The organism is Bacillus solitudinis, assembly GCF_002797395.1.
Taxonomy (GTDB): domain Bacteria; phylum Bacillota; class Bacilli; order Bacillales; family Bacillaceae_D; genus Halalkalibacter_A; species Halalkalibacter_A solitudinis.
Map to the genome: position 1 here is coordinate 3,524,991 of NZ_KZ454943.1, position 18,777 is coordinate 3,543,767.

Consider the following 18,777-nt stretch of genomic DNA (forward strand, 5'->3'; position numbering starts at 1 on the left):
CACAAGATGAGGTGCTAAAGATGCAAGCAAAGCCACAATTAAAAGGTCTTCCTTCCTATAAACCGGGAAAGCCAATTGAAGAAGTAAAGAAAGAATTTGGTTTAACGAAGGTTGTGAAGCTCGCTTCAAATGAAAACCCATTCGGAGCGTCGCCAAAAGTTGCAGAAGCGATTCGAAAGGCAGCTAGTCATACAGCCGTTTATCCGGATGGTTATGCTGCAGTATTGCGTGAAAAAGTAGCTGGGAAATTCGGTGTTGCTGAAAATCAACTAGTTTTTGGGAACGGATCAGACGAAGTCATTCAATTCTTATGTCGTGCTTTTCTATCACCAGATACTAATACCGTTACAGCCGACCCGACTTTTTCTCAATATAAATTAAATGCTACGATTGAAGGTGCAGAAGTTCGAGAGGTTCCCTCCAAGGACGGGGTGCATGATTTGGAGGCCATGTTAGAGGCGATCGACGAAAACACACGAATTATTTGGGTGTGTAATCCAAATAATCCCTCAGGTACATATGTGAGCGAAGAGGCTTTTCTTCGTTTTATAGAAAGGGTACCTAAACATGTCCTAGTTGTCTCGGATGAAGCATATCTAGAATATGTAACAGCCGAGGATTATCCTAAGACATTACCATTACTAAAAAAATATGATAATTTAATGATTTTACGTACATTTTCAAAAGCTTATGGATTAGCTGCTCTTCGCGTTGGATTTGGAATAGCGAATCCGAGATTGATATCCATTCTTGATCCAGTGCGTCCACCTTTCAATAACACAACCTTTGCTCATCTTGGGGCCATTGCTGCTTTGGAAGATGATGCGTTTATTGAAGAGTGTGTTGAAAAGAACAATAGTGGTATGAAGCAATTTGAAGCATTTTGTAAAAAGAATGACTTATATTTTTATCCATCACAAACAAACTTTGTGTTAATTGATTTCAAACGTTCCGGAAATGAAGTTTTTGACTACTTATTAGAGCGTGGATTTATTATCCGTTCAGGTGAAGCATTAGGATTTCCAACATGTGCGCGAATCACAATTGGAAGTGAGGAGCAAAACGATGAGCTCTTTGGCATACTAGAAAAGTTCCTAGCTGCAAAGCCGGTTCAGCAAGGATAAGCTGTTGAAACCGTCTTTCATCTAAGTGAAGGACGGTTTTTAAGATATGAGAGGGAAGGAGAACAGCATGAAGCGGACCGCATTTATAATTGGTCTCGGATTAATTGGTGGCTCGATTGCTTTGGCAATCAAAAGAGAGCATGATGTTACGATTCGGGGTTATGATATTCAAGTCGAACAAGTGAAAATTGCACAATCTTTAAAGGTTATTGATGAAGTGGCTGTCTCGATTGAAGAAGGAGTGCGAGATGCTGATCTAATCATTTTGGCAACTCCAGTAACAAAAACAGAGCAATTGCTTTATGAAATTTCCACCTTTAAATTGAAACTCGGCGCAATTATTACTGATGTCGGCAGTACGAAGCAACGAATCTTTGAACAGTCCCGATTTTTAAAAGAAAAAGGGGTCACGTTTATTGGTGGTCACCCGATGGCGGGCTCACATAAAAGTGGAGTACAAGCTGCAAGAGCCCATTTATTTGAAAATGCCTTCTATATTTTGACGCCAGAAGGAGACGCTGATGCACGTTCAGTTATCCAGTTGCAAAATTGGTTGAAAGGCACAAAAGCTACGTTTATTGAATTAAAGCCAGAAGAACATGATCAAATAGCAGGTGCAATTAGTCATTTCCCTCATATAATTGCGGCTAGTCTCGTTCATCAGGTTTCTAAAATGGAAAAAACAAATCCGTTAGTTTCACGCTTAGCAGCAGGGGGATTCCGCGATATAACAAGGATTGCTTCAAGTAGTCCAATGATGTGGCGTGATATCTTAATTCATAACAAGGATAGTTTATTAAGCCTTCTGGAAGCATGGACGTCTGAGATGGATAAAATCAAAATGATGATTGAAGAAGAGAACGCAGACAATATATATACATATTTTAAGGAAGCAAAAACGTTCCGTGACCGTTTACCTACGCGTGAAAAAGGAGCCATTCCTGCTTTTTATGATTTATTTGTGGATGTTCCTGACCACCCCGGTGTCATTTCAGATGTGACGAGTATTTTAGCAGATAATCAAATTAGTTTAACGAATATTCGAATTCTTGAAACACGGGAAGATATTATGGGAGTGTTAAGGCTAAGTTTTCGTTCAGAGGAAGACCGCGAGCAAGCAAAGCTACAATTGCAATCAAATATGTATGAAACCCATATAATGTAGGAGGAGCCCATGACAGTAAATAGTGTAAAAAAAGTAAAAAGTTTAAATGGTACGATTCGAGTACCAGGCGATAAATCCATTTCTCATCGTGCGGTAATGTTTGGAGCGATTGCTGAAGGTACAACGACAGTAGAAGGTTTCTTACCTGGAGAAGACTGCCTTAGTACAATAGCTTGTTTTCAAAAATTAGGCGTTAACATCGAGCAAGACGGGGAACGTGTTACCATTGAAGGTAAAGGGTGGGAAGGACTTGAGGAACCTAGCGACATTCTAGATGTGGGGAATTCTGGTACGACAACAAGATTGATGCTGGGAATTTTAGCGACAAGACCGTTTCATTCGGTTGTTATCGGAGACGATTCAATCGCAAAACGTCCAATGGCACGAGTGACCAATCCCCTGCGTAAAATGGGTGCTGAAATTGATGGACGAAATGAAGGGAATTTTACCCCACTTTCTATTCGTGGTGGTCAAACGAAGGGAATAACCTATCAGTCCAAGGTTGCTAGTGCGCAAGTGAAGTCATGTTTGCTTTTAGCTGGGCTTCAAAGCGAAGGCACAACCTCGGTAACGGAACCTGCTTTATCAAGAGATCATACAGAGAGAATGCTTGAGGCATATGGTGTTACGGTTACACGTGAGGGTCTAACCGTATCAGTCGAAGGTGGGCAAGCATTAAAGGCACAGCATATCGTTGTCCCAGGTGACGTATCATCTGCCGCATTTTTCCTAGTTGCGGGAGCAATTGTTCCAAATAGCGAAATTACATTACAAGGAGTTGGATTAAACCCAACCCGTTCCGGCATAATTGATGTACTAAAGTTAATGGGGGCATCTCTTAAATTAACAAATGAAACAATGGTTGGTGGGGAACCGATTGCCGATGTGACGATAAAGACATCTGAGCTTCACGGAATTGAAATAAGTGGTGATTTGATTCCTAGATTAATTGATGAAATTCCAGTCATAGCCGTATTAGCTTCTCAAGCAAACGGAACGACAATCATTAAAGATGCAGAAGAGCTTAAAGTTAAAGAGACAAACCGCATTGATACCGTTGTAAGTGAATTAACAAAATTAGGTGTCTCCATTCAGGCAACGGAGGATGGTATGATTATTAATGGCGGTGCTTTGTTAAAAGGAGCAACAGTTAATAGTTACGGAGACCATCGGATCGGGATGGCTATGGCAATAGCTGGCCTCATTGCAGAAGGGGATGTGACAATTGAGCGAAGTGATGCTATTGCAGTCTCCTACCCGAGCTTTTTTGAACATATCTCTTTACTAGAAGAAAAATAAATATTGAAAAGGTTGTCTCAAAAGGTGGAAATAACCCTTTAAAGGCAACCTTTTTTGGTGAGAATATGTGGATAGTGCAAAAAAAAGACCTCAAATCAAAAACGAAAGCGTTTTCAATCTGAGGTTTAGCTAAATAGCTACATGTAGTATGGATAGGAGTGGAGAGAAACCATACGCTACTTTTATTATAGCCAAACTATTAAAAAAGTCAATAAATTAGCGAAAGAAAATGAATGAATTTTCAGAAGTTTGTTCTCTTTTTCTTATAGTGGTCATAGCTTGTCTATAAAGACTGAAGGAGGATAAGCCATGTACTTACTAGACCGAGTGAAAAAAATTGAAAAAGGTAAGCTTATTCCACGCTCCTATTTAATATCTAATCAGAAAATAAATTATGTAAATGAATCTCTTAATAAGTGGAAAGAGCAAAGATTAAATGCAGAAGGATTTATGTTAGATAGTGGGAATATTATGATAGATAATGAATTACTCTCAATGGATTTTAGTGCTTTTCAACAACAACAACGACAGCTTCTTAAAAAGGGTTGTACAACAGTGGCAGTGTTTAATCAAGTAAACTATGAAAAGCAGCTTCTCACACAACTTAAAAATGCAAAACATCGCATGACAAATAGCTCCCTTGATTTTGTCATTGGATTATCAATGTCTCTACATCTCCTTCGTCCAACGGTCATTCGTAGTTGTCAGAAGTACAAAATTCCTGTCTTGAAAATTCAAGTTAGTACTGGAGACAATCTACAGGATGTACCTTGGACTCATATAGCACAAGCATTACTCTCTTATCAAGTCGTTCTTCTTCTTGATATAATAGGTGGGAACAAAAGAGAGCGTCAAGCGATCGCACATAGCTGGTACTGGTTTTGTCAAAAGTATCGAATTCCAACGGGAGAAGTTCCGGATCCTCATAGAAATTGGCCAAAATCCCTTCTTCAGAAAACAGGACTTTACCCGATAAAAGGAGAATTGTTAATAGGAAGTGATGTTGATTATCTTTTGTATTTAGATTATGCAAAAACAAATCTTGATTCTCAAGCACTTTCGGTTGAAGAAGACTCTCTTCTTGATTATGATAAAGAGGAGCCAAATATTGTTGTGCTCCGCGGAAGAAATTTAAAAATAAATGATGAATACTTTCTCAAACCAGGTTTTGGATATCATATTCAGGTAAAAAAGCCAGGACGTTTTGTACCAATAACCGAAGCCCATGATTATAATTCATCAGGCTTATAAAGCGAAAGACCGTCATCTCTAGGAGTGATGGTTTCTTCATTTATCATATTTTTGAAGAAAAAGCCTATTAGGAGGCACTTAGAATATGAATCAAATCGAAAAAGCTATAGAGGCTATAGAAGCTGGCAATGTTGATAAAGGGCTTGCAGCCTTAGAACAAGCAGAGAAAAGTGCAAGTCATGAAACGAAATATACACTCGCAGAAACGTATTATGAGCTTGGCCATATTGAAAAGGCAAAAAAAATCATTGAAGAGTTAATGATGCTTTATCCTGACGAAGGTAGCTTATACGCGTTTTTAGCAGAGTTAATGATTGATTTAGATCAAGAGGATGAAGCGATTGATCTTTTGCTTGAGATTAGTGAAGCTGATCCTGCTTTTCTACAGGCTCAATTACTTTTAGCTGATTTATATCAAATGCAATCATTAGACGAAGTTGCAGAGCAGAAGCTGTTACAGGCTGCCCAAAAGGCTCCAGATGAAGTGATTATTTCCTACGGTCTTGGGGAATTTTACTTAGAAAGAGGAGATTATCTTAAAAGTATTCCTCATCTAAAAAAAGCGTTGCATGGCAAAGGTGAACTTCCAAATATTCCTGTTGAATTAAAGCTTGCAGAAGCTTACAGTACAAGCGGGCAATTTGAGGAGGCGTTACGTTATTATAAAGAAGGATTGAATGAACATTTAAACCCACATGCGATTTTTGGATATGGATTTACGGCATATCAAGTCAGAGACATGGTTCTAGCAATTGAACAATTTGAGGCATTAAAGGCCCTCGACCCAGATTTTACAAGTGTGTATCCGTATTTGGCAAATGCATATGAAGCAGAAAATCGAATAGAGGAAGCAATGGAGACATTAAATGAAGGAATGGCTGTTGATGAATACAATGAGCAACTCTATATTCAAGCTGGGAAGTTAAGTTTTAAGCAACAGCAACCTCAAGAAGGCGAACAATTTTTACGGAAAGTTATTGCTTTAAATCCATCAAATATGGAAGCAGTTCAAACCCTTGCCGCGTATTTGAAGCATGATGACCAATTTGTTGAGTTACTTGAGCTCATCACTCATACGAAATCTTACGGCGAAGAAGATCCATTATTAACTTGGTTTGAGGCAGTGGCACTTAAGGAAACCGACTCCTATGAAGAAGCATATATCCGCTTTCAAGAAGTAGAAGATGCTTTTTCAAGTGATTTTGACTTTTTAGAGGAATATGGTTATTTTCTATTAGAATTTGGACAACGTAAAAAAGCTTTAGAGTGTTTTCAGAAACTAGCACACCTCAACCCAGAACGTGGGGATATTCAAGAATTAATAGTTGATTTATCTTCTGGGATATAAAATAGTTCCGGGAAAATAAAGGGAAAACACAAAATGAACCGAAACATTATAGTATGAATGTAAGAGATGGTTTTGGACTATCACGAGGGAGGGATGACGTATGAGTAACATCATTCCAATAGTGGAGAAAAAGGATTTTCTTCGAGGGTTTTTAAAGCAGTATGAATTGAAAAGAAGAGAATGTGCATGGTTGTTAAATTATTTGATGAGTGATGATGAGTTAATGGAACGAGTCCACTTTGTGGAGTATGCAGAGTGCGCACCTAAAGCAATTATAATTTCTGCGCAGGGTGTTGAGAATTTACCTTTCTCATTTCATAAAGCTCATCATGTTACAACAGATGCGGAGAAGGCTTTTCATGATATTCGTTTAAATGACACAGAAGACATTTACATTGAATTGCATTTTCTCGGCTCCAAAGCTTATCCACCTTACTTAGCAGTTTTAGAAAACAATCCTTATTTACCAGAGAACGAAGAAATCACCAAAGCAAACGAACGAATGGCAGAAAAATTTCTTAATGTGTCACTTTCAATATTTAGACGTAAACAGCTATTGGCTGAGATTGACAAGGTGTTAGATGAAGGAAATGCGGAAAAATTTTCGCAACTTGTAACAGAGCTGAAGAAACTTGATGGAGACTCTCGGTAATTCGAGGGTTTTTTTCGTGGGCCAGTACTTGGATTCTAGTCCTATTTTGTATAAAATGAAAGAATGCAGAAGTTAAGGGAGGGTTTTATGTGAGATGGCAAGCCGCGGAGATGGATACCTATTTGAAAGAAAAAGAGTATGTTGATACAGCTATTATTCCATTAATCCCAATTTCATGGAAAGAACAAGTGAAATCAACGGTGGCGATGGGGGAATTTATATCGATTATCGCTTCAGAATTGGAGCGTCAGTTTCAGGGAAGAGCCGTTTTGTTTCCGGCATTTACTTATTTAAAGTCGGAATCCAATGAGACTCGGTTAGAACGACTTCAAAGCTGGACTAAGGAATTGACTGATGGGGGAGTGCAACATCTGGTTTTTATGACATCAGACGGAGAGTGGAAGTTGATTGAATCACAGGTTAATGAACTCCTTATTTGGCTACCTACTCTCCCACTAGAGCATATGGATGCGAGTCATAAACGTGAAGTGATGAATGAACAATTAAAGCAACTTGTACCGATTTTGACAAACAAGTGGCAATATCGTTAATAGCCGCTAAATGAACCGGATTTAGCTTCTGAAACAATTGACACTGTATGTCCATTAAAGTATCATAGGAATGTCCTAGTATATTATGTGTTCATCTATGCCCACATTAATGGGCAAACCTTATTGTGTAAGGGGGGAAATATAGTGAGCGAAAGAGACCACAAAGTTTCGCGACGTCAATTTTTAACGTACACGCTTACAGGTGTAGGTGGTTTTATGGCTGCGGGAATGCTGATGCCGATGGCACGCTTTGCTCTGGATCCAGCTTTAAAAGCAGGTGCAGAATCAGATTTTATTTATGTATGTGAAAAGTCTGATTTAACGGAAGAGCCTCAAAAATTCTCTTTCAAATTTGATCAAATTGATGCTTGGTACGAATCAGAAGTTCAACATGATGCGTATATTTTTATTAAAGATGGCGAAGTAACTGCGTTATCACCAAAATGTACACATCTTGGCTGTACGGTTGCGTTTGGAACAAACGCCGAACATCCAGATCGATTCTTCTGTCCATGTCACTTTGGTCAGTTTACAAAGGATGGAATTAACATTGAGGGAACACCTCCACAACGTCCACTTGACGTGTATGATGTAATGGAAGAAGATGGGAAAATTTATGTAGGTCAAATTAATCAACGAACTTAAGGAGGGGCGTAATCGATGCTTCAAAAAATTTATGATTATGTTGATGAGCGTCTTGATATAACGCCTATGTGGCGGGATATTGCCGACCACGAAGTTCCTGAGCACGTGAACCCTGCTCACCACTTCTCTGCGTTCGTGTATTGTTTTGGAGGACTTACGTTCTTCGTAACAGTTATTCAAATTTTATCTGGAATGTTTCTAACAATGTACTACGCACCAGATATTATCAACGCTTATCAATCAGTTGCTTATTTGCAAAATGAAGTAGCTTTCGGTGTCATTGTACGTGGGATGCATCACTGGGGAGCTAGTTTGGTTATCGTAATGATGTTCTTACATACATTGCGTGTGTTTTTTACGGGTTCTTATAAAAAGCCACGTGAATTAAACTGGGTGGTCGGAGTACTTATTTTCTTCGTTATGCTTGGTTTAGGTTTCACAGGCTATCTATTACCTTGGGATATGAAAGCATATTTTGCAACAGTAGTAGGGCTGCAAATTGCTGAGAGTGTTCCGATTATTGGTGGCTTTGCGAAAACATTGCTTGCTGGTGGGGAAATTATTGGTGCAACGACACTTACTCGTTTCTTTGCAATTCACGTTTTCTTCTTACCTGCAGCATTACTCGGATTATTAGGAGCTCACTTCTATATGATTCGTAAGCAAGGTATCTCTGGTCCACTTTAAAAAAACGTAACTGTCGATAAGAGAAAATCGAAAAGGAGGGAACGAGATGGAACGTGGTAAAGGGATGCAGTTTGTCGGTGACTCTCGTGTCAAGGCAAACAAGCGAAAACCCAATATCCCCAAAGACTATTCTGAGTATCCAGGAAAAACAGAAGCGTTCTGGCCAAACTTCCTCTTGAAAGAATGGATGGTTGGAGCTGTATTCTTAATGGGTTACCTTTGTTTAACGGTTGCACATCCAGCCCCGTTAGAACGTATGGCAGATCCGACAGACTCTGGTTATATTCCATTGCCTGACTGGTACTTCTTGTTTTTGTATCAATTATTAAAGTATTCGTATGCCTCGGGTGACTTTAATGTTATTGGTGCTGTTGTTATTCCAGGTTTGGCATTTGGTGCATTGTTACTTGCACCATTCTTAGATACTGGTAAAGAACGTCGACCATTAAAGCGTCCAATTGCAACCGGATTGATGATGCTTGCATTTATCGCTACGATTTATCTAACTTGGGAATCTGTGGACCAGCATGATTGGGAAGCAGCTGCCCAGCAAGGAGCGATTGTCGAAGAAGCAGATATTAATACAGAGGCAGAGGGGTATGAGATTTTCTCAGCCCAAACGTCTTGTATTGGCTGTCATGGTGATACTATGACAGGTGTTGCTGGAGTGGGTCCTTCACTTCTAGAAACAGAAAAAACGCCTGACGAAGTAATTGAAATTGTTACGAATGGTCAAGGTGCAATGCCTCCAGGGATGTTTGAAGGAACAGAAGAAGAACTTCAAATTCTAGCTGAGTACATTGCCGCTCACGGACAACCTGAAGAATAAGCTATTAAACAGGTGATGGGTTTGCATGCTACTGGCCCACTATGATTGTCATCATAGTGGGCTTTCATAGATGTAGCGGTAACGCTCATTACAAAGGTATCCCAAAAGGTCAATAATTAACCTTTTGGGATACTTTTTTTAAAACCTACGTATACCTGCTCCGGCAGATTATTCTAGGATAAAGAAGTGAAGGAGTGGCAGCTTGGGTACGAAAATTTTATCTATTTTTGGATCAAGATTGATGATTATGATTATGCTACTTATTAACATTCCTGGCACAATATACGGGTACATATGGTATAAGTCACAACTTCTAGATACACCGAGTGTTTTTCTCGTTTTCGTACCTGATAGCCCGACAGCAAGTTTGTTTTTTGTATTTGTTTTACTAGCGTTCTATTATGGTAAAAGTTGGCCTTTAATGGAAGCGCTAGCTGCTGTTACGCTTATAAAATATGGGATATGGGCAGTTGTCATGAATCTCGCCTCAGGTTGGACTGGAGTTACTTTACAATGGCAACATTATATGTTAATTGCTTCCCACGCTGGAATGGCCATTCAAGCAGTTATCTATGCACCGTACTTTAAAATTCGTCCAATTCATCTAGTTTTGGTATCATTGTGGACGGTCCACAATGATATTATTGACTATGTCTATATGATGCACCCAAGCCTTTCCCGGACGTTGATGCCTTATATTAGTGAGGTTGGTTATTTTACTTTCTGGTTGAGTGTGTTTTCGGTTTTTGTTGTGTATCTTTTAGTGATAAAAAATAAATCTTATAAGTTAGAAATTCACGGGTAATTCTTGTCCTTTTTAGGTCTACTCTTGTCCACACATTCATAGGATGAGAGTAGTAGAAGGAGGGACAAACATGCGTTATTTTGTCATCGTCATCGTCGGTGTATTTTTATTATGCTTTCCGTCAAATAGTTATGCGGACCATCATGAAACAATGAATCATACATGGAAAGAGTTAAATCACAGGTCAGATCAAATACTTCAGCTTGTTAAACAGGAAAAATATGAAGAAGCGAAGCAACTTCTTGAATTTTTTTCAAAATCCTTTATGGAAATGGATTTTCAACAGCAAGGGATTACGATGACTGCGCTTCGTACGGTCACACTTGCCTTTGAACAAGCTGAGGCGGCGGTCACGTCCGCAGATGAATCCACAAACGAGCGTATCTATAAAGTCACTTCTTTTCGGTTAGCTGTTGATGCTCTTTCAAGCGAACATCATCCATTATGGTTACATTCTGAGAAATCAATTAATCAAACGTTTACCACGATGAAAGCTGCCGTTCAGGATAACGATAGGCAGGCTTTTGCACATCGATTAAATGAATTTCTCCGACATTATCAAGTGATTCGACCTGCCTTACTAATTGATATTGAACCCCAACAGCTTCAAAGGATTGAGTCTCAAGTTACTTACTTAGAAAGATTAAGTAAGGAGAATAACGCTAATGAGAAGGTAACGATGCATCTAGACTTGATGGTAAGCGAATTTGCAGACCTTTATGAACGTGTAAAGGAGGATAGTGCAGATCCTTCCTTATTGTGGGTCATGTTTACAATTGGTGGAATGATTGTGTTTTCACTGTCCTATGTTGGCTATAGAAAGTATAAAGCGGAAAAGGGTAAAGTTCGTTTAAAGGAGTAATGTGTCTAATTTGTGAAAGTTCTTTAATCTGACTCCTAGAGTATAATTGACAGTTTGACTTTCCTTAATGTATTTTTTAAAATAATTAAGTAAATACATTAGTTGTTTGCTTTACTACAGGAGGAGTTCCGTTATGTATATTCTCGTTTATTTCGCTTTAATTATCGCAGTTCCAATTTTTATTCAGATGTATTTGAAGAAAACGTATGCGAAGTATCTAAAAGTTGGTGCATCCTCAGGAATGACTGGGGCACAAGCTGCTCGGAAAGTGCTAGACGAAAATGGATTGTATAATATTAATATTGAAGCTGTTAAAGGGAAATTATCTGACCATTATGATCCGAGAGCCAAAGCTGTACGTTTGTCTGAGGATAATTATTATGGGACATCGATTTCATCTATATCGGTTGCAACCCATGAAGTTGGCCATGCGATACAAGATGCTGAAGAATATGCTTTTCTACGCTTTCGTCATGCTTTAGTACCTGTGGCGAGTTTTGGGTCAAACTTCTCGTTTATTTTCATTATTGCAGGGATGCTCATGCAATGGTCAGGTGCACTACTTTTAGGGATTATCTTAATGGGTGGTGCGGTAGCCTTTCAATTTATTACACTTCCCGTCGAGTTTGATGCTTCTAACCGTGCCCGTGCTGCAATGGTCAGTTCAGGGTTGATTCGTAACGATGAAGAATCAGGTGTAAAAAGAGTATTGAATGCTGCAGCATTAACATATGTAGCAGCAACAGTTGTTGCTGTACTTGAATTGCTTCGCTTTGTGCTTATGTATCTTGGTATGAATAGCGACGATTAATTTGAAGAAGGACTAGTTCGGTTTCCGATCTAGTCCTTCTTCTTTCATGTTTAATGAAATTTAAAACGCCTATATGCGTATCGGTTTTTTGTTTTCATCAAGTGTAAAGCCTTCACCTATTACATCATGTACATCATTGACTGTGACAAAAGCGTGCGGATCAATTCTTTCAACCAAGTTTTTTAAACGAATTAATTCATTTCGTCCGACAACACAATATAGAATTTCCTTATCTGAACCGCTAAAGCTTCCTTGACCTTTTAAGAGGGTTGCTCCCCTGTCCATTTCCGATAAAATTGTTTTTGCTATCTCAGACACATGGTCAGAAATTATAAAAGCCGCTTTGGCCGAGTATGCACCTTGTTGAATAAAGTCAATCACTCTGGTCGCAATAAATACAGCAAGTAATGTATACATTGCCTCTCGGTAATTAAGATAGATAAGAGAAGAAGCGATAACAAGAGCATCGAAAAGGAACATCGTTTTTCCCATACTCCAACCTAAATAACGAAAGCCGAGCTTCGCGATAATGTCGACGCCACCAGTTGTTCCTCCGTACCGGAAGACAATCCCAAGACCAACACCAATAAAAACTCCTGCAAAAAGAGCAGCTAAGGTCATATCATCTCGTAAGGGAATTTCTAAAAAACGATAGGATTGAAAGAGTTCAAGAAATACGGAAACGCTGATGGTTCCGATTAGGGTATAAAGAAATGTCGTACGGCCAAGAATTTTCCAACCGATGAAAAACATCGGTATATTTAAAATCAAATTGGAGATCGCCGGATTTATGGAGAAAACAAAATATAAAATTAAGGTTATTCCAGTAAATCCACCATCCGCTAAGTTGTTTTCCATGTTAAAATAAACCAACCCAAACGATAGAATCGCAGACCCAAGTATAATAAATAAAATACTTTTAACTTTAAGTATTCTCATAAAAAGTCTCCTTTCTATAATTGGATGCAAGATTTATTATATAGAAGCCAGCTTTTTTCAGCAAACAGCTCTTTTAGAATTTGTCAAAATCACAAACATTCGCTAACATGGAAGAGAAGATGTTAGTGAGGTGGAAAAATGAACGAGAAAACCATGAAGAATATGCAAATAGAAGTTGACCAGTATATTGGTCAATTTAAGGTAGGCTATTTTAGTCCGCTTGCGATGTTAGCACGAATGACAGAGGAAGTGGGAGAGCTTGCTAGAGAAGTTAATCATTATTATGGAGAGAAACCCAAAAAATCGAACGAGGAAGCACAAACAATGGAGCAAGAAATGGGTGATATTTTATTTGTACTCATTTGTTTTGCAAACTCACTAGATATTGATTTAGAGGAAGCATTTAATTTAGTTATGCATAAATTTGAAACGCGCGATAAAAATCGTTGGACAAGAATAGAAGAGGGTGTAGAGCATGAGTAATATCAACATTGTTGTGGCTGGACCAAGAGGGAATATGGGGAAAGAAGCAGTAAAAATGGTAGCAGCCACCGAAAACTTTACATTAATAGCTGTGATTGATTCAAAAAATGACGGAAATCTATTAGCAGATTTAGCTGATATGCCAAATTTACAAGTTCCTGTTTATACAGATATGGATCGGTGTTTTTCGGAGCATGATGTGGATGTCTTAATTGATTTAACAGCACCAGCATTTGGAAAGAAACACATGGAAATTGCCTTTATGCATGGCGTGCGTCCAGTTGTTGGTACAACGGGTTTTTCTGAACAGGATATTAAGGAATTAAGAAACAAAGCTGAGGAAAAAGGATTAGGGGCTATTATCGCACCAAATTTTGCGGTTGGAGCGATTCTAATGATGAAGTTTTCGCAAATGGCAGCAAAATATATGCCTGATGTGGAAATTATCGAACGACATCACGATAGAAAGCTTGATGCCCCTTCAGGTACAGCAATAAAGACAGCACAGCTTATAGCCGAAGTGAGAGAAGCAAAGCAGCAAGGACACCCAAATGAAAAAGAGGAACTTATTGGGGCGCGTGGAGCTGATTTTGAAGGTATGAAAATACATAGTGTCCGCCTACCTGGACTTGTGGCTCATCAAGAAGTCATTTTTGGTGGGGAGGGGCAAACATTAACGATTCGTCACGATTCCATAAATCGGGCATCATTTATGCCGGGAGTTCGGCTTGCAGTGGAAACTGTTTTAAAAATCGATACGTTAGTATATGGATTAGAAAACATCATTGATTAGGGGGAACTTCAATTGAAAATCGCATTAATTGCTCATGATAAGAAAAAAGATTTAATGGTGGAATTTGTCGTTGCGTATGAACACATTCTTGCTAAGCACGAACTTTACGGAACGGGCACAACGGGTACTAGAATTATGGAATCAACAAAGTTATCTGTCGTTCGTTTTAAATCCGGCCCTCTCGGGGGAGACCAGCAAATTGGTGCACTTGTTGCGGAGAATCAATTTGATTTAATTGTCTTTTTCCGTGATCCGTTAACAGCCCAGCCTCATGAACCGGATGTCTCGGCACTTGTACGCTTATGTGATGTTCAAAACGTTCCATTAGCAACTAATATGGGTACAGCTGAAATCTTAATAAAGGGATTAGACCGTGGCGATTTCTTATGGCGGGAAATAATTCATGATGACCAAGCTTGATATACTCGCATTTGGGGCCCATCCTGATGATGTTGAAATCGGGATGGGGGGAACCCTTGCTAAATATAGTGAGATGGGTTATAAAGTAGGTATTTGTGATTTAACGTTTGCAGAACTCTCTTCAAATGGAACGGTTGCGATAAGACAGGAAGAAGCTAAAAAAGCAGGAGCCATTCTTGGTATAAAGGAACGCATACAATTAGACTTTCCTGATCGAGGGTTAAAATATCTCTCAAAAGAAGACTTACGTAAGATTGTGGCAGTTATCCGGAAATTCAGACCTAAGCTTGTGTTTTCTCCTTATGGGGGAGACCGGCATCCTGATCATGGCGAATGTAGCAAAATTGTGAAAGAAGCTGTCTTTAATGCAGGGATTCGCAACTATCAGTGCACGGAGAATCTTGATAATCACCGCGTAAAGGATACATTTCATTTCTTTATTAATGGGTATGAACGGCCAGATTTTTTCATAGATATAAGCGAGCATTTTACGAAGAAGGAACGAGCTTTACAAGCCTATGAAAGTCAGTTTGTATTAAAAGATGATTCCGTAGTAACTCCATTAACAACTGGATATCTTGATATGGTAGAGGCAAGAGAGCGACTGTTTGCAAAAGAAGCAGGAGTTCATTATGCGGAAGGATTTAAAGTGACTAAACCTTTGTTATTAAAATCTCTAATGGAATAGGAAGTAAAAGCAATGAAATTACGAATAGGTATTAGCTGTTATCCCACAGTCGGAGGGTCAGGCGTCATTGCAACGGAGCTTGGTAAGCTTCTTGCTGAAAGAGGGCATGAGGTTCATTTTATAACTTCGAGTGTGCCATTTCGACTTGATCGCGTCTATCCAAATATTTTTTATCATGAAGTCGAAATCAATCAATACTCTGTGTTTCAATACCCCCCGTATGATTTAACTTTAGCTAGTAAAATGGCCGAGGTGGCAAAACGACAAAAGCTTGATATTCTTCATGTTCACTATGCCCTTCCTCACGCTATTTGTGCCATTTTAGCTAGACAAATGTCTGAACATGATTTTAAGATTGTCACGACCCTTCATGGCACAGATATAACGGTTTTAAGTAATGATCCGTCATTGCGTCAATTAATTAAATATGGGATTGAACAATCGGATATGGTCACAGCGGTGTCGGATGACCTCGTCAATCAAACGAAGGAATTAGTCCAAACTGAAAAAAGAATAGAAACTATTTATAACTTTATTGACGAGAGAGTATATGTAAAAAATGACATTGGTTGTTTGAAAAGCCACTACGGGATCGAAAAAGGTGAAAGCGTAGTCATTCACATTTCCAACTTCCGTCCTGTTAAGCGGGTTCCCGATGTTGTGAAGAGTTTTCACTTGATGTCAAAGCAAGTAAAAGCCAAACTTTTATTGATTGGAAGCGGACCAGAGCTAACAATTGCTAGACAACTTGTTAAAGAATTTGACCTTGAAGATCGTGTCGTTATGCTTGGAAACCAAAAGCATATAGCGGAGTTACTTTCAATGAGTGATTTAATGCTACTCCTAAGCGAAAAAGAGAGCTTTGGTTTGGTTGCTCTTGAAGCTATGGCATGTAAAGTACCTGTGATTGCTTCTAATATTGGCGGTCTGCCTGAAGTTATAGAAGATGGAGTGACAGGCTATTTATGTGATGTTGGTGATATTGAATGTGTTGCTGAGCGTGCGGTCGCCCTACTGAAAAATGATGAGCTTCGCCAATCATTCGCGGCTAAAGGGCTTGAAACAGTAACATCAAAGTTTTATTCAGAGTCTATCGTTAAACAGTATGAAGAACTCTACTTACGTTTAGTGGATCACAAATCAAATCTGGTTAAGGTTAATGAGTTGAAATGAGGCAAAAGGCATTTAAGCAAGCAAATCCTATCCTTAAGCTATTATCGGAGCGAGGCTTCAGAGCCTATGTCGTAGGAGGAGCAGTCCGTGATTACATTCTCGGACGCCCTATTGCTGACGTTGATATTGTGACATCTGCTTCACCTGAAGATGTCACAGAGCTGTTTACTCAAACGTACCGGTTAAGTAATCAACATCAGACGATTATCGTAAAATGGAAGGGTCTTTTATTTGAGCTGACTTCTGAAAGAGGAATAGGAATAGAGGAAGATTTAAAAAAGCGTGATTTTACAATTAATAGCTTGGCAATAAACGAGACGGGACAAATAATTGACAAAATTGGTGGACAAGTTGATTTAAAAGAAGGGATTCTCCGTTCAGTCGACCCATTGGAAAGAATGACGGAGGATCCGCTAAGGATGCTAAGAGCTTTGCGCTTCGTTAGTGAACTTGGATTTCATATCGAAGAGAATTTAATGAATGTATTAATCATGAAACACTCCTTATTGGAAGGTGTTGCTGTTGAACGAATCGTCAAAGAGTTCGAAAAGTTAATAGCAGGTCACTACCGAAATAAGGCACTCCAAATCTTACTTAATACGGAGATGTATCGGTCACTCATTAAACTAGAACTCACTACTCAAAACATTCATGATCTTCAATCTACCGGTAGTGTGAACAGTAAGTCATCTGTACTCCGATGGTCGATGATAAGTTATTGCTTGGGATGGATGGATGCCAGTCCGTTAAAGAGATTATCGTTATCAAACCAATTAACGCATGATGTTCGGGAACGTTTACGATTTTTTCGAATTCGCCAGACAAAGGATTGGAATTCTTGGTTACTTTACCAAGCGGGCTTAGAAACAGCATTTGATGTTGAGTCACTTCGCGTTCTTTTCCACCAAAGCGAAGAATCGATCGAGAAGATTCTTCAATTATGGGAGGAACTACCGATGAAGAGTAAATCAGACCTTGCTATTACAGGAAGAGATCTTCTTTCAACACTAAAAAAATCACCGGGTCCTTGGTTAAAGGATGAACTAGAATGGGCAGAACGAAAGGTAATTGAAGGAGAATGTTTAAATGAGAAGGCAACTCTCCTTGACATGCTAGCAAAAAGGAGAGAGATGTTGTGAGGGAAAAGCTATTAAAAATTTTATTACAACATAAGGATGGCTTCGTCTCAGGTGAAAAAATTAGCCTTGAGTTGGGGTGCTCGAGAACAGCTGTTTGGAAGCATATAGAGGAGCTTCGCAAGGATGGATATGAGGTAGATTCTGCACCTAGGAAGGGATACCGAATCATTAAAAAGGCAAATGGTATTCAATCACACGAAGTTAATATTCATCTTGAAACTGAGAGAATCGGTCGTTCGATTTCTTATTATGATGCGATTGACTCTACACAGATAATTGCACATAAACTCGCACAAGAAGGTATGGAAGAAGGACATATTGTTATTGCAAATGAGCAAACTTCGGGGAGAGGGAGATTGGGTCGTTCTTGGTATTCTAAGGGTGGGACAAGCATCTCAATGAGTTTGATTTTACGTCCTAAGCTTTCCCCTCAGCAAACACCACAATTAACCCTACTCTCTGCAGTAGCAGTTATTCGAGGTGTGAAGAAAATAACGGGTATTGATTGTGAGATTAAATGGCCAAATGATGTTTTAATTAATGGGAAAAAAATCGTCGGGATATTAACAGAAATGCAGTCAGACCCGGACTACGTTCATTCGGTTATTATTGGTATCGGGCTAAATGTTAATCAACAAACGACCGATTTCGAACCGGATATACAAAGGCTTGCAACATCACTTTCAATTGAAACAGGTCAACAAATTGAACGTTCAAGACTAATTGCTGCTATTTTAGGAGAGTTCGAATGGCTCTATGACGAGTATTTGGAAAATGGATTTTCAATGATTCGAGGATTATGGGAAGCTCATGCAGTAAGCGTAGGAACTTATATTTATGCAAGGACCCCAAAACAAGTTATTTATGGGTATGCTCAAGGAATAACCGATGAAGGGGTCCTACTAGTTCAGGATGAACAAGGAACAATTCATCATATTTATTCTGCCGATATTGAAATTGCTAAGCAAACGTAATGAAAATCTGTTATACTCATCATATATAGGGCGGTATCCCACTCGGAACTGCACCAACAGTATAGTGTAAATAAACGGATCTGCCTTGATCCCAAAGAAGGACTAGGACAGAGGGATTCATAAAAGAACGTAAAACAAG

The 18,777-nt window shown here is 39.0% G+C and carries 21 protein-coding genes; 20 read left to right on the top strand and 1 reads right to left on the bottom strand.

From position 1 onward, the window contains the following. Positions 1-20 precede the first annotated feature (20 nt). The 13 genes from hisC to CEF19_RS17410 all read left to right on the top strand — a co-directional run bounded on the left by hisC (position 21) and on the right by CEF19_RS17410 (position 12,029). On the top strand, positions 21-1,124 hold the full coding sequence (hisC, locus tag CEF19_RS17350) for a histidinol-phosphate transaminase (RefSeq protein ID WP_100407220.1): 1,104 nt from the start codon (positions 21-23) through the stop codon (positions 1,122-1,124). A 67-nt stretch (positions 1,125-1,191) separates the two neighbouring features. Then, positions 1,192-2,289, top strand: a complete 1,098-nt coding sequence (locus tag CEF19_RS17355; RefSeq protein ID WP_100407221.1) for a prephenate dehydrogenase — start codon at positions 1,192-1,194, stop codon at positions 2,287-2,289. Between the two features lie 9 nt (positions 2,290-2,298). Continuing rightward, the gene (gene aroA / locus CEF19_RS17360; protein WP_100407222.1) at positions 2,299-3,588 is read left to right on the top strand and encodes a 3-phosphoshikimate 1-carboxyvinyltransferase; all 1,290 of its coding nucleotides are present in this window, start codon (positions 2,299-2,301) and stop codon (positions 3,586-3,588) included. 309 nt (positions 3,589-3,897) lie between these two features. Continuing rightward, complete coding sequence (locus CEF19_RS17365) at positions 3,898-4,839, top strand: hypothetical protein (protein WP_100407223.1); 942 nt, start codon at positions 3,898-3,900, stop codon at positions 4,837-4,839. A gap of 85 nt (positions 4,840-4,924) precedes the next feature. Then, positions 4,925-6,187 (top strand): tetratricopeptide repeat protein, encoded by a 1,263-nt coding sequence (locus tag CEF19_RS17370; protein ID WP_100407224.1) that lies wholly within the window; start codon positions 4,925-4,927, stop codon positions 6,185-6,187. Between the two features lie 100 nt (positions 6,188-6,287). Next, positions 6,288-6,839 carry a ReoY family proteolytic degradation factor gene (locus tag CEF19_RS17375; protein ID WP_100407225.1) on the top strand — a complete coding sequence of 184 codons (552 nt, stop codon included), beginning with the start codon at positions 6,288-6,290 and terminating at the stop codon, positions 6,837-6,839. Between the two features lie 89 nt (positions 6,840-6,928). Continuing rightward, on the top strand, positions 6,929-7,390 hold the full coding sequence (locus CEF19_RS17380; protein ID WP_100407226.1) for a YpiF family protein: 462 nt from the start codon (positions 6,929-6,931) through the stop codon (positions 7,388-7,390). A 144-nt stretch (positions 7,391-7,534) separates the two neighbouring features. Beyond that, the gene (locus CEF19_RS17385) at positions 7,535-8,035 is read left to right on the top strand and encodes a Rieske (2Fe-2S) protein (protein ID WP_100407227.1); all 501 of its coding nucleotides are present in this window, start codon (positions 7,535-7,537) and stop codon (positions 8,033-8,035) included. A gap of 15 nt (positions 8,036-8,050) precedes the next feature. Continuing rightward, complete coding sequence (gene qcrB / locus CEF19_RS17390; protein ID WP_100407228.1) at positions 8,051-8,722, top strand: menaquinol-cytochrome c reductase cytochrome b subunit; 672 nt, start codon at positions 8,051-8,053, stop codon at positions 8,720-8,722. Positions 8,723-8,768: 46 nt separating this feature from the next. Continuing rightward, complete coding sequence (locus tag CEF19_RS17395; RefSeq protein WP_100407229.1) at positions 8,769-9,551, top strand: menaquinol-cytochrome c reductase cytochrome b/c subunit; 783 nt, start codon at positions 8,769-8,771, stop codon at positions 9,549-9,551. A 241-nt stretch (positions 9,552-9,792) separates the two neighbouring features. After that, positions 9,793-10,356 (top strand): DUF1405 domain-containing protein, encoded by a 564-nt coding sequence (locus CEF19_RS17400; protein ID WP_100408360.1) that lies wholly within the window; start codon positions 9,793-9,795, stop codon positions 10,354-10,356. Positions 10,357-10,426: 70 nt separating this feature from the next. Next, entirely contained in the window at positions 10,427-11,218 is a 792-nt protein-coding gene (gene ypjB / locus CEF19_RS17405) for a sporulation protein YpjB (protein ID WP_100407230.1), read from the top strand. 133 nt (positions 11,219-11,351) lie between these two features. Next, positions 11,352-12,029 (top strand): zinc metallopeptidase, encoded by a 678-nt coding sequence (locus tag CEF19_RS17410; RefSeq protein WP_100407231.1) that lies wholly within the window; start codon positions 11,352-11,354, stop codon positions 12,027-12,029. A gap of 69 nt (positions 12,030-12,098) precedes the next feature. Here CEF19_RS17410 and CEF19_RS17415 read toward each other — a convergent pair whose 3' ends face one another. After that, positions 12,099-12,968: a YitT family protein gene (locus CEF19_RS17415; protein ID WP_100407232.1), complete on the bottom strand. Its 870-nt coding sequence runs from the start codon at positions 12,966-12,968 to the stop codon at positions 12,099-12,101. Between the two features lie 138 nt (positions 12,969-13,106). Between CEF19_RS17415 and CEF19_RS17420 the strand changes: the two genes are divergently transcribed. From CEF19_RS17420 to CEF19_RS17450, 7 genes are read left to right on the top strand one after another with little or no spacing between them, the layout of a single operon-like run. Continuing rightward, on the top strand, positions 13,107-13,451 hold the full coding sequence (locus CEF19_RS17420; protein ID WP_100407233.1) for a nucleotide pyrophosphohydrolase: 345 nt from the start codon (positions 13,107-13,109) through the stop codon (positions 13,449-13,451). After that, positions 13,444-14,244 (top strand): 4-hydroxy-tetrahydrodipicolinate reductase, encoded by an 801-nt coding sequence (dapB, locus tag CEF19_RS17425; protein ID WP_100407234.1) that lies wholly within the window; start codon positions 13,444-13,446, stop codon positions 14,242-14,244. Before CEF19_RS17420 ends, dapB begins: the two co-directional genes overlap by 8 nt. Positions 14,245-14,256: 12 nt before the next feature. Further along, positions 14,257-14,664 carry a methylglyoxal synthase gene (locus tag CEF19_RS17430; RefSeq protein ID WP_100407235.1) on the top strand — a complete coding sequence of 136 codons (408 nt, stop codon included), beginning with the start codon at positions 14,257-14,259 and terminating at the stop codon, positions 14,662-14,664. After that, positions 14,651-15,352 carry a bacillithiol biosynthesis deacetylase BshB1 gene (gene bshB1, locus CEF19_RS17435; protein WP_100408361.1) on the top strand — a complete coding sequence of 234 codons (702 nt, stop codon included), beginning with the start codon at positions 14,651-14,653 and terminating at the stop codon, positions 15,350-15,352. The genes CEF19_RS17430 and bshB1 overlap by 14 nt, the downstream gene beginning before the upstream one ends. A gap of 12 nt (positions 15,353-15,364) precedes the next feature. After that, positions 15,365-16,525, top strand: coding sequence for an N-acetyl-alpha-D-glucosaminyl L-malate synthase BshA (bshA, locus tag CEF19_RS17440; RefSeq protein ID WP_100407236.1), 1,161 nt, complete (start codon positions 15,365-15,367; stop codon positions 16,523-16,525). Continuing rightward, positions 16,522-17,664 carry a CCA tRNA nucleotidyltransferase gene (locus CEF19_RS17445; RefSeq protein WP_100407237.1) on the top strand — a complete coding sequence of 381 codons (1,143 nt, stop codon included), beginning with the start codon at positions 16,522-16,524 and terminating at the stop codon, positions 17,662-17,664. Before bshA ends, CEF19_RS17445 begins: the two co-directional genes overlap by 4 nt. Beyond that, positions 17,661-18,638 (top strand): biotin--[acetyl-CoA-carboxylase] ligase, encoded by a 978-nt coding sequence (locus CEF19_RS17450; protein ID WP_100407238.1) that lies wholly within the window; start codon positions 17,661-17,663, stop codon positions 18,636-18,638. Before CEF19_RS17445 ends, CEF19_RS17450 begins: the two co-directional genes overlap by 4 nt. Positions 18,639-18,777: the final 139 nt, after the last annotated feature.